This is a genomic window from Corynebacterium sp. 32222D000AT, assembly GCF_053546955.1.
Window position 1 is genome coordinate 1 of sequence record NZ_JBPPVW010000011.1, and the last position, 14,282, is coordinate 14,282.

Below are 14,282 nucleotides of genomic sequence, written 5' to 3' on the forward strand. Positions count from 1 at the left end.
GCCGAGTCGTTCTGGTCGACATTGAAGACCGAATTTTACGATCGGAAGAAATGGCGAACCCGTGACGACGCTCGGAAGGCGGTGGCTCGCTGGATTGAGATTGTCTACAACCGGCGGCGTCGCCACTCGTCCATCGGGATGGTAAGCCCCGTCGATTTCGAAGCCCAGCTCGCTGATCAAAATGGTAATAAGAAGGCCGCTGCTTAACCCCTAAGCAGCTTAACAACGTGTCCACGATTTGCGGGTAACCCCAGTAGGCGGAATCAGTAGGCGGAATCAGTAGGCGACGGCGTCGGTGGAGTTGGGGTGCTTGGCCAGCGGGGTGACGTGGATCTTCATGTACTTGTACATGGGGAAGCCGGCGAAGATGTCGTGGAGGGCATCGTTGTCGGGGGCGTCGTAGATGGAGTAGTTGGAGTACTCGCCGACTACGCGCCAGATGCCTTTCATTTTCCCGGCGGTCTGGAGCGAGCCGGAGTACTCCTTTTCGCGGGCCTGGAAATCGGCGACCTCTTCGGGGCTTAGGTGATCGGGGAAGGTGACGTCCATTCGGGCAAGAAACAGCACGGTGGAAAATCCTTTCCTTGTAGGTTCCGGGTTCAGTTCAGGGGTAGGTTGCGGATGGTCTATTTAATTGTCGGGGCCCGCGTGCGCGAGGGCACGCGGAAGTTCGTTGCGCGAGCGGATGCCGAGCTTCCGGTAGACCCGCGTCAGGTGGTACTCGACGGTCTTGGTCGATAGGTAGAGTTCCTCGGCGACCTCCCGGTTGCTGGCGCCGTCGGCGACGGCCTTCGCGATCTCCTCCTCCTGCGGCGTCAGTCCGCCGGCGCCGGTGGTGCGCCGTCCGAGCCCGCTGGCGCGGCGCTCCTGGTTGCAGCGCTCGACGAATTCGGGCGCGCCCATCGCGGCGTAGACTTCGCCGGCGCGGCCGAAGATCTCGTCGGCGTGGCGCCGCCGGCCCAGCCGGCGCAGGATGCGCCCGTACTCAAACAGGATGCGCGACTGGTAGAAGGGCAGGGGGCGCGACTCGATCATCTCGACGGCATCGGCGAGCCGCTTCAATCCGGCGGCGGTCTCGCCGCGCTGGATGAGCAGGCCGGCGCGCGGGACGGCGAGCTTCGCGGCAACGGACAGGATGTCGCTGCCGGCGGCGCGTTCCTCGGCGCGGGAGGTGACTTCCTCGGCGAGGTCGGCATCGCCGGCGTGGAGGAGCTGCTGGGCCCAGATGTCCTCCCAGGGCCAGAACCCGGGCTGGCCGATGTCGACCAGCCGGCCCATCTCGTACAGCGAGCGCCCGAAGCGCACCGCGGCGGGGAAGTCCTTGTTCATGGCGGCCGAGTGCATCTGGGTCATCGCAGACGGGATGCGCTGGATCAAAAACGCGTCCTGGCTCAGGGTCAGCCGGTTGGTGTAATCGCGCCCCAGCTCCCGGTCGCCGCGGTAGTGCGCGACGATGGACCCAGTCCACAGCAGCACCGGCTCCAGCACCCGGATGCCGAACTGCTCGGCCCGAGACAGGCCCCGCTCGACGATGCCCAGCGCCCCGTCCAAGTCCCCCATCAGCAGCAGGGCGCGGGCGTGCCAGGCGTCCATCCACAGCGCGATGCGCTCGGAGCCCTCCACGTGGTAGGTCGTGCGCAGCAGCTGGCTGGCGGTGACGGGGTCGTCGTGGACGACGGACAGCCAGCCCTGCGTCATCGCGCGCCGGTGTGCCAGGGCCGGGGTTTCGTGCGGGAGGGCGGGCCCGGCGTGGTCGGCGCCGGTCAAGATGGCGTGGGCGAAGGAGGACAGGTAGCGGGCTTCGGCGCTGGGGGCATCGTTGGCCGGGGACCACTGGGCGGTGGTCTGGGCCCAGTCGAGGACCCGCTCGGGGCGCCATTCGTGAAGGTAGTACAAGGTGTGGCGGGCGGCGACGGTGGCGCGCAGGGAGCGGTCCGGGGTGTCGTCGCGCTCGAGCTTGTCCCACGCGCGGTCAAGGACGCCGCGGGCCTCGGTCCGCCGGCCCTCGTGCAGGGCGAGGTAGCCGCGCACGGAGTCCACCCTGGGGTCCGCGCCCGCGGAGTTGAGCAGCGACGTGTACAGCTTGGCCTGCCGGATGTCGGAGCCGGCAATCAGCGCCTCGATGGCCGACAGGGTATTGCTTGTCGATGCCTCCTCGCCGTCCGCCAGGTGCGCCGCCAGCCGGTAGGAGTCGGCGGCCGCCCGCCAGCGGCCCGCGTGTCCCAGGGCGGCGCCGCGTTCAGCCAGGTCCTGCGGGGCGGTGGCGCCGGAGTCGGTGGGCTGGCTGAGAGCCCGGTGGAAGGTGGCGGCGTCGATGTCGTCGCGGGCGGCGTAGTAGTCCGCGGCGCGGGCGTGCAGGCGGCGGGCGCGGGCGGGATCCGTGGTGGAGCGGACGACGGCGCGGTCGGTGGGGTGGCGGAAGTAGACGCTGTGCTGGTGGTCGTCGGTGGCCAGCGCGAGGATGCCCGCCTCCAGGGCGGGCTCCAGGTTGGTGGCGGCCTGCGGGTCGAGGTGCTCGATAAGCCCCAGGTCGAGGCTGGAGCGGTGCAGGTGCTCGAGGGCGGCAATGGGCAGCAGGTCGCCCAGGTCACGGCCGTCGATGCGCGCCGCCAGCGCCCCGTGCCACGCCTCCGGCAGGCGGATGAGCGGGTTCGGATCGCGCCAGTGGTCGGGCGCGGCCACGTCGAGGAGCTGGCGCACCAGCGACGGGCGCCCGCCGGAGACGTGCTGGAGGCTCAGCGCCGACAGCGGGGACAGGTGCACGCCCAGGTGGGTCAGCGCCAAAGACTGGATCTCCTCCGCGCCCAGCGGTGGGATGTCGACGACGACGTCGGAGATGGCGCGCAGCCGTGGCATCGGGAGGCGGTTGGTGCCGGAGTGGGTGGCATCGATGGTAAAGACCAGGCACATCGTGCCCACCGTGAGGCGGCGGGCCAGGGTGACCAGCTGCTCGAGGGATTCCGGGTCGGCCCAGTGGGCGTCGTCGACGATGATGAGCGTGGCGGCATCAGGGGTATCCAGCACGCTTTCCAGGCTGGCGTGCGGGTGGCGGGAGCGGGCCAGCAGGCGGGCGCGGATGAGGTCGAGCAGCGGGGTGTCGTCCCAGTCCAGCGCGGCGGCCTGCACCGTGGACCAGCCGGACAGCGACTGGAGGATGCGGCGGGTCAGCTCCGTCTTGCCCGCGCCGGCCGGGCCAGAGATGCTGGCGATGAGGCTTTCGCCCGGGCCCAAGTGGCCCAAGGCTGAAAACAGGTGCCGGCGCGAGTGACGGGAATCACTAGTGGGGTGGGGCATGTGTTCTGAGTCTACCGATTCTGCTCGAGGCCGTGATCTAGGGCTGTCGTGGGTTTGCCTAGCGTTGCCCTAGCTCGGCCCCGGTCTTTCCCGGGCGGGCGCTAGGTTCACCCTGGGCAGGCGCTAGGCCGGCACGGGGCTGTTCTAGCCCTGATCCCCGCCGGCGACCGGGAGGACGGAGCCGTTGATATAGGAGGCCTCCGGCGAGGCGAGGAAGGCGATCGGGGCGGCCTGCTCGTCCAGGGTCCCGTAGCGCTTGGCCAGCGAGGACTCGATAGTCTGGTCGACGATCTCCTGGTACCAGGCCTTCTCCTGCTCGCTGCCGGGGCCCGGCCCGCGGGGGACCTGCCGCTTGGGCGCCAGCGTACCGCCGGGCGCGGCGGCGACGACCCGCACGTTGTGGCCGGCCGCCTCCTTCGCCAGGGCGGAGGTCAGGGCGTTGACCCCGCCCTTGGCGGCGGCGTAAGGCACGCGGTTGATGCCGGCCGTGGCCACGGAGGAGACGTTGACGATGGTGCCGCCGCCGGCATCGATAAGCAGGGGCAGCTCCGCGCGCACCGACCACAGGGTGGTAAACAGCGAGCGCTGGATCTCCTGCGTGATCTCCTCTTCGGTGTAGTGCTGGTAGGGCTTGGCCCAGATGGTACCGCCGACGTTGTTGATGGCGGTATCCACCCCGCCGAGCGCCTCCGCGGCCTCCGCCAGCGCCTCCTGGGCCCCGCTGAAGGTCTCCAGGTCGGCGGTGGCGGAGCCGATGGCGCCGAGGGTCAGCTCGCACAGGGACTCGGCGACCTCGTGCACGATCGGGGAGCGGTCCACCAGGAACACGGAGCCGTTCTCGCGCGCGATGCGCCGCGCCACCGCCCGGCCAATCCCCTGCGCCGCCCCAGTGACCACGACCTTGCGGCCGCGGAAGCGGTCAGGGGTATACAGCTGCGAGGTCTCCTCGCCGCCGACGGGGACCTCGCCGGGTTCGGATTGCGTGGAAGACATGGTTTAGGCGGACTCCTTCGCTGGTTCTTTTTCCTTTGCCTTTTCCGCCGTGGTGGACGGGTTGAACTTCTCGAAGTAGAAGTTGCGCGGCGGGGTCTCCTGGCCGTCCAGGTACTTGCGGACGGCCTCGACCATCGGCGGCGGGCCGCACAGGTAGACGTCGGCGTCGCCGTCGTGCAGGTGCTCACTGATGTCCATGTGATCGGTGACGTAGCCGCGGCGCTCGTGGGAGGACTCCGGGTCCGCGACCACGGTGGTGTAGTCGAAGTCCGGCAGCTTGTCGCGGAAGGCATCGAGGCGCTCCAACTCCACCAGGTCGTGGTCGAAGGTGGCGCCGTAGATGAGGCGGACGGGCACGTCCAGCAGCTCGTCGCGGGAGAGCTTTTCCAGGATGGCCATGATGGGCGCCAGCCCCGTACCGCCGGCCAGCAGCAGGATGGGATCCAGGGGCTCGCGGAGGAAGAAGGAACCGACGGGGCCGGCCATCGTCAGCCGGTCGCCGACGGCGGCGCGCTCGTCCAGGTAGGTCGACATCAGCCCGCCCGGGGTGTGCTTGATGAGGAACGTCGCCAGCTCGTCGGAGACGTCGGAGGAGAAGGAATAGGAACGGTGCTCGGAGCTGCCCGGCACGGTGATGTTGATGTACTGGCCGGCCAGAAAGTGCAGGGCGGACGGGTCGTCGAGCTTGACCGAGAGCTTGAAGGTCGAATCCGACAGGCGGTCTAAGGCGGCGACCTCGCCAGCGAACTCGCTGACGCCGGTCTTGGCCATCTCCGAGGTGGAGGCGATTTGCACGACCATGTCGGTCAGCGGCTTGGTCTGGCAGGCCAGGATGTAGCCTTCCGCGGCCTCGTCGGGGGAAAGCGCCTCGTCGACGTAGTCGCCCTCGGTGAAGTCGCCGGCGTCGCAGAAGGACTTGCAGGTTCCGCAGGCGCCGTCGCGGCAGTCGAAGGGGATGTTGATGCGGGCCTGGTAGGCGGCGTCGGCGATGGTTTCGTTCTCCGCGCAGTCGATGAAGCGGGTGACGCCGTCCTCGAAGGCCAGCGCGACCTTATGCGGTGCAGTCATGATTTCTCACCTTTCCTAGTGTCAGCGGTGGTTTAGACCTGGTAGATGTCCACGACGTGGTGGATGTAGTCGTTTTTGAGCACGATCTTCTTCTTGGCGATCTGGAGCTCCTCCTGGGAGGTATCCAGGGTGATGAACGTGGTGCCGAAGTAGTGGTCGGTGGTGTTGTAGCGGAAGTAGTAGGAAATCCAGTTGAAGCGGATGTCGACGGCGTCGTCGCGGCGCTCCAGGATTTCGACGTTGGTGATGTTGTGGTTGTGGCGCGGCTCCGGGATGGAGGTCGCGGACGAGCGCTCGGTGCGGATGCGGAAGACACGGTCCTCGAGGCCGGCGCGGGTCGGGTAGTAGATGAGCGAGATTTCTTGCTGCGGGTCCTGGGTCAGCTCGTCGTCGACGTCCCAGGCCGGCATCCAGTACTCGGCGTCTTCGCGGTAGCAGTTGAGCCAGTTTTCGAAGTCGCGGTCGTCGAGCAGGCGGGCCTCGTAGTAGAGGAAGTCTTCGATTTCCGTGCGCGTGATGTTCTGTGACATGGGTTTTCTCCTTGGGGCTTGGTTAGCGGCGGCGGCGACGGCGGCGGGCGGGGGCGTTCTCGGCGGCTTCGGCCTTGGCGGCGGCCTTCTGCTTGGCGTAGTCGACGGTCGCGGCCTGCGATGCCTCGTTGTCCTCCCGCTGCTTAACCGCGCCGGATTCCTCGTGGTCGAGGGCCTTTTCCATGACCTGCTCCCAGTAGCCGTGCTGGACCGGGTAGAGGCCTTCGTCCTCGGTGCGGGCGCCGGAGGAGAGCACCTCGTTCATGCCCAGCTCCTTGGCCTTGTCATTGGGGCCTGCGGACTGCTGCTGCTGGCCGCGGGTCATGTCGTTCCAGGGGAAGGCGGAGGCCTGGTAGGTCTTCTGGCAGCTGCGGAACTCTTCCAGGTCGTCCGGGGTGGCCATGCCGGTGGCGTTGAAGAAGTCCTCGTACTGGCGGATGCGCGCGGCGCGGGCCTCGGCGGACTCGCCCTTCGGCGCGATGCAGTAGATGGTCACCTCGGTCTTGTCCACGCCCTTCGGCTCCAGGCGGCGGATCTGGGTGGAGAACTGGTCCATGATGTAGACGTTCGGGTACAGGCACAGGTTGCGGGAGGCACCGACCATGAAGTTGGCGCGCTCCTCGCCGTGCAGGTCCTTCAGCGCGTCCAGGCGGTCGTAGAGCGGGCGGTCCTCCGGGTTGGCCCAGGTGGACCAGAGGGCCAGGTGGCCGTTCGGGAAGGAGAAGTAGCCGCCGCCCTGCTCGCCCCACTTGCCGGCGTCCATGGCCTTGGTGTCGTTCTTGGACTCGCCGGAGCCGCGGCGGGAGGTGGTCGCGGCGTAGTTCCAGTGGGTGGAGGAGACGTGGTAGCCGTCGGCGCCGTTTTCGGCCTGCAGCTTCCAGTTGCCGTCGAAGGTGTAGGTGGACGCGCCTTTTAAGACCTCGAGGCCCTCGGGCGACTGGTCGATGAGCATGTCGAGGAAGACGCGGGCATCGCCCAGGTGCTCTTCCAGGTCGACGACGTCCGGGTTCAGGGAGCCGAACAGGAAGCCGCGGTAGGAGGCGAACTTGGGCACGCGGCGCAGGTTGTGGGAGCCGTCGGTGTTGAAGTTGTCCGGGTAGCCGCCGTCCTTTTCGTCCTTGACCTTGATGAGCTGGCCGTCGTTGGAGAAGGTCCAGCCGTGGAAGGGGCAGGTGATGGTGGTGCGGTTGTCCACCTTCTTGCGGCAGAGCATGGCGCCGCGGTGGGAGCAGGCGTTGATGAGGCAGTTGAGCTCGCCGTCTTTGGAGCGGGTAATGACGACGGGCTGGCGGCCGATATTCGTGGTGAAGTAGTCGCCGGGGTTGGGGATCTGCGAATCGTGGGCCAAAAACAGCCAGTTGCCCTCGAAGATGTACTTCATCTCCAGGTCGTAGATCTCCTGGTCGGTGAAGACCTCGCGGTTCACGCGAACGATGCCCTCGTCCGGGCGGTTGTCCAGCGCCCGGGAGAGGAGCTCGCGGGCAGAAGAGGTGGGGGCAGTCATGGGAAAACCTTTCCTCGTTGTGCAGTTAAAGTAACGTCATGTGTTCGCCCTCACGTTTTCGGTGAAGGTGTGACAATGATGGGTCGAACGTGACCCGAGTCGCATTAGGGAAAGTCCTAGGGTGATTTAAGGGGTGTATGTTCACAACATTCCCGGGTGGTTCGCGGGTCGAAAACCTGCAGCTCAACCCCGGTAAGGCAAGCCTTTATTTACTGAGATAAGTATTTTTCGCGCCGCCGGGTGTGTCGTCACCCCCAAGCGCCAGGGTGGGGCCTAGTGGTTGTTAGGGGTGCCGCGTTCGCGTGGCGGCGGAAAGCGGGGAAAGTGCTGTTCGGGTACGCCGGCCGACCAAATTAGGGCAGCGTAACCTAAAGAAAACGCTCCAAAAAGGGGCTTGCGCACCTTGGTGAGTTGCAACACACTGATGGTCATCAAGTCGCCCACATCACGGGACGGGCGCTTGGCACTCCACAAGACCGAATCACCGACAACGAAGGAGCACCCCATGTCTAAGCTGGCAAACGCCCACGACGAGGAACTGTCCGCCAAGGGTTCCGGCAACGCCGCCACTGACGCGTTCAAGAACACCATCGTCAAGGCCGACACCTCGAAGGAACGCGCCGGGGAAATCTACAAGGACCTGCTGGCCGCCATCGCCGAGGTCGCCCACAAGCACCAGGTCACCTACGACGAGTACCGCGTGCTCAAGGACTGGATGATCAAGGTCGGCGAGTACGGCGAGTGGCCGCTGTGGCTGGACGTCTTCGTCGAGCACGAGATCGAGGAAATCAACTACAACCGCAACAACTTCACCGGCACCAAGGGGTCCATCGAGGGCCCGTACTACGTGCCTGACTCCCCGAAGCTGCCGTGGAAGACCGAGATGCCCATGCGCGACAAGGACAAGAACTCCGAGCAGCTCATCTTCAAGGGCCAGGTCACCGACCTGGACGGCAACGGCTTGGGCGGCGCAACCGTCGAGCTGTGGCACGCCGACGAGGACGGCTACTACTCCCAGTACGCCCCGGGCATCCCGGAGTGGAACCTGCGCGGGACCATCGTGACCAACGAGAACGGCGAGTACGAGATCACCACCGTCAAGCCGGCCCCGTACCAGATCCCGACCGACGGCCCGACCGGCTGGTTCGTCGAGTCCTACGGCGGCCACCCGTGGCGCCCGGCGCACCTGCACCTGCGCGTCAAGCACCCCGGCTACCGCGTAATCACCACCCAGCTCTACTTCCAGGGCGGCGATTGGGTCGACAACGACGTCGCCACCGCCGTCAAGCCGGAGCTCATCCTGGACCCGCAGCCGGGTGAGGGCGGCATCGACGTGGTGACCTACCCGTTCGCACTCGACAAGGAAGAAGCCTAAGGGATTAGCACCTTTAAAACACCTGGCCCCAGCCGCACTCGGACGCGGCGGGGCTTTTGGTGCGTTAAAACTAGAAGCGAGGAGCGAGCAATGACTGATTTGATAATTGACAAGGTAGAAACCCGCCTGCTGGACGTGCCGCTGTTTCGCCCGCACGGCTTCGCCACCTACACGGCGACGGCGCAGCCCATCCTGCTGGTGATGGTGCGGCTGAAGGGTGGCATCGTCGGCTACGGCGAGGGCGTGGTGCCCGGCGGGCCCTGGTGGGGCGGCGAGTCGGCGGAGACGATGAAGGTCATCATCGACGGCCACCTGCGCCCGCACATGGAGGGCCGGCCGGTCAACGAGCTGGCGGGCATCGTGGCGGATTTCGAGCGCTCGGTGGCGAATATGCGCTTCGCGAAGGCCGCCTGCGACGTCGCCATGCACGACGCCTGGGCCCGCGCGCTGGGCGTGCCGGTCACGGACCTGCTGGGCGGGCGCGTGCGCGAGACCATCGACGTGACCTGGGCGCTCGGCGTGCTGCCGCTGGATGAAGCGCTGGAGGAAATCAACGACCGCCGCGAGCGCTTCGGGCACACCTCGTTCAAGCTGAAGATGGGCGCGGGCGATCCGGACCGGGATACCGGGCGCATCGCGGAGCTGGCCGATGCCCTGGGCGGCGAGGTGGGCCTGCGCATCGACGTCAACGCGCGCTGGGACCGGCTCACGGCCCTGCGCTACCTGCCGCGGCTGGCTGAGGCCGGCGTGGAGCTTTTCGAGCAGCCCGCCCCGGCCGACGACCTGGCCACCCTGCGCGAAATCACCACCCGGGTAGGCGTGCCGGTGATGGCGGACGAGTCGGTGTGCTCGCCGGCCGATGCCCTGCGCGTCGTACGCGAGCAGGCCGCCGACGTCGTGGCCATCAAGACGACCAAGCTGGGCGGGCTGCAGGAGTCGAAGAAGACCGTGGCGGTCGCCGCAGCCGCGGGTCTGGCCTGCCACGGCGCGACCAGCCTGGAGGGCCCGTTCGGCACGGCGGCCTCGCTGCACTTTGCGTGCGCTACCCCGGAGATTAACTTCGGCTCCGAGCTTTTCGGGCCGCTGCTGTTGCGCGAGTCCTATACCACCGAGGACCTGGTTTACCGCGACGGCAAGGTCGAGCTGCCCCAGGGCCCGGGCCTGGGCCTCGAGCCGGACTGGGACAAGGTGGATTTCTTCACCCGCGACTAGGCGGGCAGGAAGTCTGCCAGCGCCTTCGTCACGTCCGTGGGGGATTCCAGGGTCGGCACGTGCGCGCCGGGCACGGTCACGGTGGTGGCCGGCCCGGCCACGCGCTCGGCGATGGAGTGGACGGTGGCGGGTGGGGTGGAGGCATCGTCGGCGCCGGCCAGGGTGAGCACGGGGCAGGTGATGTCGGCGAGCTGCTCGGTGAAGTCCCAGTCGGCGAGCGCCTGGGCGCAGCTGGCGTAGCCGGACCCGCGGGTGGCAAGCACCATGTCGAGGCAGGCGGCCGTGGTGGCCGGGTGGGTGCGGCGGAAGTCTTCAGTCAGCCAGAGCTCGACCACGGACTCGGCCATGGGGGCAAGGCCCTCGCGGCTGGTCAGCTCGACCCGCGGCAGCCACTTGTCCGGGCCGCCGAAATAGGAGGCGGTGCACAGGAAGGCGGCGCGCTCCACGCGCTCCGAGGTCGCGGCCAGGTACTGGGCGATCGCCCCGCCCAGGGACAGGCCCACCACGCTAAAGCTATCGATGCCGGCTGCGTCCAGCGTCTCCAGCACGTCGGCGGCCAAGCGCTGCATGCTGGCAGGCTCCGTGATATCCGGCGAGCGCCCGTGGCCGCGGTGGTCGATGGCGACAACGCGGCGGGTCCCGGCGAGCTCGTCTGCGACCGGCGCCCACATCGCGGTGGTGGAGGCGATAGAGCCCAGCAGGAGCACCGGGGCGGAAGCGTCCTGGGTGCCGGGGAAGTCGTGATAGTGCAAGACGGTCATGGATTTTTCCTTTCGGGAGCTAGTCGCGGGTGATAACGGCTGCCAGGCCCTGGCCGCCGCCGATGCACATGGTCACCAGCGCGGTGTGCAGGTCCTCGCGTTCCAGGGTGTGGGCGGCGGTCACCAGCATGCGCGCGCCGGTCGCGCCGACGGGGTGGCCGAGCGAGATGCCGGAGCCTAGCGGGTTGAGGCGCTTGTCGTCGGCGGAAATGCCCCATTCGCGAAGGCAGGCCAGGGCCTGGGCGGCGAAGGCCTCGTTGAGCTCGATGAGATCCAGGTCGTCGAGGCTCAAGCCGAGGCGCTCGAGGACGCGGGCGGTGGCGGGCACCGGGCCGATGCCCATGCGCTCCGGTTCGACGCCGGCGACGGCCCAGCCGCGCAGGCAGGCGGCCGGGGTTAGGCCGAGCTCGCGGGCGCGGGCGCGGGTGGTCACGATCATGGCGGCCGCGCCGTCGTTTTGGCCGGAGGCGTTGCCGGCGGTGACGGTGGCCTCCGGGTCTTGGGAACCCATGACCGCGCGCAGGCCGGCGAGCTTGTCCGCGGTGGTGCCCGGGCGCGGGTGCTCGTCGCGCTCGACCACGACGTCCGGGTCCTTGCGGCGCCGGCCCGGTACGGTCACCGGCACGATTTCGGCGTCGAAGAGCCCGCCTTCCTGGGCGGCGACGGCGCGCTGCTGGGAGGCGGCGGCCAGCTCGTCCTGGGCGCTGCGGGTTAGCCCGGCCTCGCGGCGGAGGTTCTCGGCGGTCTCGATCATGCCGCCGGGGATGGGGTGGTGCTTGCCGCCGGCGGTCTCGCGGGCCTGCTGGAGGCGGTCGCGCAGGACCATGTTGCCGGCCTTGACCCCGGTGCGGATGGACGGGTCGACAGTGTATTCGGTCTGGGACATGGACTCGGCCCCGCCGGCGATGATGAGGTCGGCCGCCCCCGTGGCCACGTGCGCGGCGGCGGTGGTCACCGCCTGCAGGCCCGAGCCGCAGCGGCGGTCCAGCTGCATGCCGGGCACGCTTTCGCCCAGGCCGGAGTCCAGCGCCACCACGCGGCCCAGCGCGGGGGCGGCGCCGTTCGGGGCGGCCTGGCCCAGGATGAGGTCGTCGACGTCGGCGGTCCGCAGCCCGGTGCGCTCGACCAGGGCGCGCACGACGGTGGAGGCGAGATCCTGGACCGGCACGGCGGCCAGGGCGCCGCCGAAGCGGCCGACCGGGGTGCGCAGGGGCGAGCAGATGACGATGTCGGCATCGTTGGCATCGCTCACGTCGTGGGCGGTGGACTTAGGCATGATAAGGCTCCTTCGCGTGGGTGATATCGGCGCTGATGGCCTGCGTGGTGCGCAGCAGCGCGGGGATGAGGGTGGTCTCGATGTGCTCGAGGTCGTAGGAGGCGGTCTGGGTGGAGATGTTGACCGCGGCTACGACCTTGCCTTCCGGATCGGTTACGGGCGCGGCGATGGACCGCAGGCCCAGCTCGAGCTCCTGGTCGACCAGGCTGTAGCCCTGCAGGCGGACCTCGTGCAGGATCTCGCGCAGCTGCGCCGGGGAGGTGACCGTCCGCGGCGTGAGCGGGGCGAGCTGGGTGTGGTCGAGGTGCTGGGCCAGGGAGGCATCGTCAAGCCCGGCCAGCAGGACGCGCCCCATGGAGGTCGCGTGGGCGGGGAAGCGGGTGCCGACGGTGATGTTGACCGTCATGATGCGGCGCACGGGCACGCGGCAGACGTAGACCACGTCCGCGCCGTCGAGAACGGACAGGGAGCTGGACTCGTCGATGGTCTGGGAGAGCGCCTCCAGGTGGGGCTGGGCCAGGGCCGGCAGCTCGAGCCCGGAGACGAAGCTGTAGCCGAGCTCCAAAACCTTCGGCGTTAGCCAGAACTCGGAGCCGTTGGTGGCGGCGTAGCCTTCCCCCACCAGGGTGTGGAGGAAGCGCCGGGCGGTGGCCCGGGCCAGGCCGGTGGCGGTGGCGACCTCGGAGAGGGATTGCCGGGGCGCGCTCGGTCCGAAAGACCGGATGACCTGCAGCCCGCGGACCAGGGACTGGACCGGCTGGGTGGTCGAGGTGGACATGGTGGTTGCTCCTAAGCGTGTGTGCTGGGTGTTCGCATGGTGAACCCTTGTGCTCTGTATGAACATCAGTGTACATTGTGGGGCATGTTTGACAAGACATTCCCCGAAATTTCTGCGGCGGTGGCCGATATCCCGGATGGGGCATCGGTGGCCGTCGGCGGGTTTGGCCTGGTAGGCATCCCCGCCCGACTCATTGACGCGCTCCGCGAAAAGGGCGCCAGCGATCTGACGATTATCTCCAACAACTGCGGCACCGACGGCTTCGGCCTGGGCCTCCTGCTGGCCGACGGCCGGATTGCCCGGACCATCGGCTCCTATATCGGCTCCAACAAGGAATACGCCCGGCAGTACCTAGCCGGCGAGCTGACCGTGGAGTTCACCCCGCAGGGCACCCTGGCCGAAAAGATGCGAGCCGGGGGCGCGGGCATCCCCGCCTTCTACACCACCGCGGGCGTGGGCACCCAGGTCGCCGACGGCGGGCTGCCCATGCGCTACAACCCGGACGGGACCGTCGCCGAGGTCTCCGAGCCGAAGGAGACCCGCGTCTTTGGTGGCCGGACCTACGTGCTGGAAGAGGCCATCGTGGCCGACTTCGCCCTGGTCCACGCGCACACCGCCGACCGCTGGGGCAACCTGGTCTTTTCCAAGACCGCCCGCAACTTCAACCCGGATGCCGCGCAGTGCGCGCGGACCACCATCGTGCAGGCCGAGCACGTGGTCGACCAGCTCGACCCGGACGAAGTCCACCTGCCCGGCATCCACGTCGACCGAGTGGTGGAAGTAGGACCGCAGGAAACGGGCATCGAAAACAGGACGGTGAGGTAAATGACCTGGACGAGGGAACAGATGGCCGCGCGCGCGGCACAGGAACTGACCAACGGGCAGTACGTGAACCTGGGCATCGGCATGCCCACTCTGGTGCCGGGCTTTCTGCCGGAGGATTCGGAGGTCATCCTGCACTCGGAGAACGGCGTGCTGGGCGTGGGCCCGTACCCGACCGAGGACGAGGTGGACCCGGAGCTTATCAACGCCGGCAAGGAGACCATCACGGTCAACCCGGGGGCGGCGTTTTTCTCCTCCTCGGATTCCTTCGGCATGATCCGCTCGCGGGCGGTGGACGTGGCCATCCTGGGCGCGATGGAGGTCTCGCGCTACGGCGACCTGGCCAACTGGATGATCCCGGGCAAGACGGTCCGCGGCATGGGTGGGGCGATGGACCTGGTCCACGGCGCCCAGCGGATCGTGGTGATGATGTCGCACACCAACAAGCACGGCGCGTCCAAGGTGCTCAACACCTGCGAGCTGCCGCTAACCGGCGCGCAGTGCGTGGACCTGATCATCACCGACTACGCGGTCTTCCACGTGGACCCGCAGGAGGGGCTCACGCTCATCGAGGTCGCCGAGGGCGAGACCGTGGACTCCGTGCGCGCGGTGACCGACGCGGACTTCGCCGTCAGCGACCGGCTAGCGGGTTAGAAAGCTAGAAAGGCC

Annotated in this window: 13 protein-coding genes and 1 pseudogene; 5 read left to right on the top strand and 9 right to left on the bottom strand. The window is 68.0% G+C overall.

The window, feature by feature from the left end; translation table 11 throughout:
• Nucleotides 1-207, top strand: a 207-nt coding sequence (locus ACEE23_RS07675; RefSeq protein ID WP_296203177.1) for an integrase core domain-containing protein, incomplete at its 5' end; no start/stop codon positions are given.
• Between the two features lie 69 nt (nt 208-276).
• Here ACEE23_RS07675 and ACEE23_RS07680 read toward each other — a convergent pair.
• From ACEE23_RS07680 to benA, 6 genes and pseudogenes are all read right to left on the bottom strand, one after another.
• A complete protein-coding gene (locus ACEE23_RS07680; protein WP_368520136.1) occupies nt 277-567 on the bottom strand; it encodes a muconolactone Delta-isomerase family protein in 291 nt (96 codons plus the stop codon).
• A gap of 63 nt (nt 568-630) precedes the next feature.
• The gene (locus ACEE23_RS07685; protein WP_448872901.1) at nt 631-3,294 is read right to left on the bottom strand and encodes a LuxR C-terminal-related transcriptional regulator; all 2,664 of its coding nucleotides are present in this window, start codon (nt 3,292-3,294) and stop codon (nt 631-633) included.
• Nucleotides 3,295-3,438: 144 nt separating this feature from the next.
• Complete coding sequence (locus ACEE23_RS07690) at nt 3,439-4,287, bottom strand: 1,6-dihydroxycyclohexa-2,4-diene-1-carboxylate dehydrogenase (RefSeq protein WP_448872903.1); 849 nt, start codon at nt 4,285-4,287, stop codon at nt 3,439-3,441.
• 6 nt (nt 4,288-4,293) lie between these two features.
• Nucleotides 4,294-5,355: pseudogene (gene benC / locus ACEE23_RS07695) on the bottom strand (benzoate 1,2-dioxygenase electron transfer component BenC); the annotation flags it as partial.
• A gap of 32 nt (nt 5,356-5,387) precedes the next feature.
• Nucleotides 5,388-5,885 (bottom strand): benzoate 1,2-dioxygenase small subunit, encoded by a 498-nt coding sequence (gene benB, locus ACEE23_RS07700; RefSeq protein WP_448872905.1) that lies wholly within the window; start codon nt 5,883-5,885, stop codon nt 5,388-5,390.
• Between the two features lie 22 nt (nt 5,886-5,907).
• The gene (benA, locus tag ACEE23_RS07705; RefSeq protein WP_368520140.1) at nt 5,908-7,389 is read right to left on the bottom strand and encodes a benzoate 1,2-dioxygenase large subunit; all 1,482 of its coding nucleotides are present in this window, start codon (nt 7,387-7,389) and stop codon (nt 5,908-5,910) included.
• A gap of 505 nt (nt 7,390-7,894) precedes the next feature.
• Here benA and catA point away from each other — a divergent pair.
• The gene (catA, locus tag ACEE23_RS07710; protein ID WP_368521651.1) at nt 7,895-8,764 is read left to right on the top strand and encodes a catechol 1,2-dioxygenase; all 870 of its coding nucleotides are present in this window, start codon (nt 7,895-7,897) and stop codon (nt 8,762-8,764) included.
• A gap of 90 nt (nt 8,765-8,854) precedes the next feature.
• Nucleotides 8,855-9,976, top strand: a complete 1,122-nt coding sequence (locus tag ACEE23_RS07715; protein ID WP_448872907.1) for a muconate/chloromuconate family cycloisomerase — start codon at nt 8,855-8,857, stop codon at nt 9,974-9,976.
• Here the strand turns inward: ACEE23_RS07715 and ACEE23_RS07720 are convergent.
• From ACEE23_RS07720 to ACEE23_RS07730, 3 genes are read right to left on the bottom strand one after another with little or no spacing between them, the layout of a single operon-like run.
• Nucleotides 9,973-10,737: an alpha/beta fold hydrolase gene (locus tag ACEE23_RS07720; protein WP_368520143.1), complete on the bottom strand. Its 765-nt coding sequence runs from the start codon at nt 10,735-10,737 to the stop codon at nt 9,973-9,975. The genes ACEE23_RS07715 and ACEE23_RS07720 overlap by 4 nt on opposite strands.
• Before the next feature lie 19 nt (nt 10,738-10,756).
• Complete coding sequence (locus ACEE23_RS07725; RefSeq protein WP_368520144.1) at nt 10,757-12,013, bottom strand: acetyl-CoA C-acetyltransferase; 1,257 nt, start codon at nt 12,011-12,013, stop codon at nt 10,757-10,759.
• Nucleotides 12,006-12,791, bottom strand: coding sequence for an IclR family transcriptional regulator domain-containing protein (locus ACEE23_RS07730; RefSeq protein ID WP_368520145.1), 786 nt, complete (start codon nt 12,789-12,791; stop codon nt 12,006-12,008). The genes ACEE23_RS07725 and ACEE23_RS07730 overlap by 8 nt, the downstream gene beginning before the upstream one ends.
• Before the next feature lie 84 nt (nt 12,792-12,875).
• Here ACEE23_RS07730 and ACEE23_RS07735 point away from each other — a divergent pair, with 84 nt between their 5' ends.
• Nucleotides 12,876-13,616: a CoA transferase subunit A gene (locus ACEE23_RS07735; protein ID WP_368520146.1), complete on the top strand. Its 741-nt coding sequence runs from the start codon at nt 12,876-12,878 to the stop codon at nt 13,614-13,616.
• On the top strand, nt 13,617-14,267 hold the full coding sequence (locus tag ACEE23_RS07740) for a 3-oxoacid CoA-transferase subunit B (RefSeq protein WP_368520147.1): 651 nt from the start codon (nt 13,617-13,619) through the stop codon (nt 14,265-14,267).
• Nucleotides 14,268-14,282: the final 15 nt, after the last annotated feature.

What these genes read in the sequence shown, in the direction of transcription:
- catA (WP_368521651.1), top strand. Translation starts at nt 7,895, where the DNA reads ATGTCTAAGCTGGCAAACGCCCACGACGAGGAACTGTCCGCCAAGGGT.
- ACEE23_RS07740 (WP_368520147.1), top strand. Translation starts at nt 13,617, where the DNA reads ATGACCTGGACGAGGGAACAGATGGCCGCGCGCGCGGCACAGGAACTG.
- ACEE23_RS07690 (WP_448872903.1), bottom strand. Translation starts at nt 4,287, where the DNA reads ATGTCTTCCACGCAATCCGAACCCGGCGAGGTCCCCGTCGGCGGCGAG.
- benB (WP_448872905.1), bottom strand. Translation starts at nt 5,885, where the DNA reads ATGTCACAGAACATCACGCGCACGGAAATCGAAGACTTCCTCTACTAC.
- benA (WP_368520140.1), bottom strand. Translation starts at nt 7,389, where the DNA reads ATGACTGCCCCCACCTCTTCTGCCCGCGAGCTCCTCTCCCGGGCGCTG.
- ACEE23_RS07715 (WP_448872907.1), top strand. Translation starts at nt 8,855, where the DNA reads ATGACTGATTTGATAATTGACAAGGTAGAAACCCGCCTGCTGGACGTG.
- ACEE23_RS07725 (WP_368520144.1), bottom strand. Translation starts at nt 12,013, where the DNA reads ATGCCTAAGTCCACCGCCCACGACGTGAGCGATGCCAACGATGCCGAC.
- ACEE23_RS07735 (WP_368520146.1), top strand. Translation starts at nt 12,876, where the DNA reads ATGTTTGACAAGACATTCCCCGAAATTTCTGCGGCGGTGGCCGATATC.
- ACEE23_RS07685 (WP_448872901.1), bottom strand. Translation starts at nt 3,294, where the DNA reads ATGCCCCACCCCACTAGTGATTCCCGTCACTCGCGCCGGCACCTGTTT.
- ACEE23_RS07730 (WP_368520145.1), bottom strand. Translation starts at nt 12,791, where the DNA reads ATGTCCACCTCGACCACCCAGCCGGTCCAGTCCCTGGTCCGCGGGCTG.
- ACEE23_RS07720 (WP_368520143.1), bottom strand. Translation starts at nt 10,737, where the DNA reads ATGACCGTCTTGCACTATCACGACTTCCCCGGCACCCAGGACGCTTCC.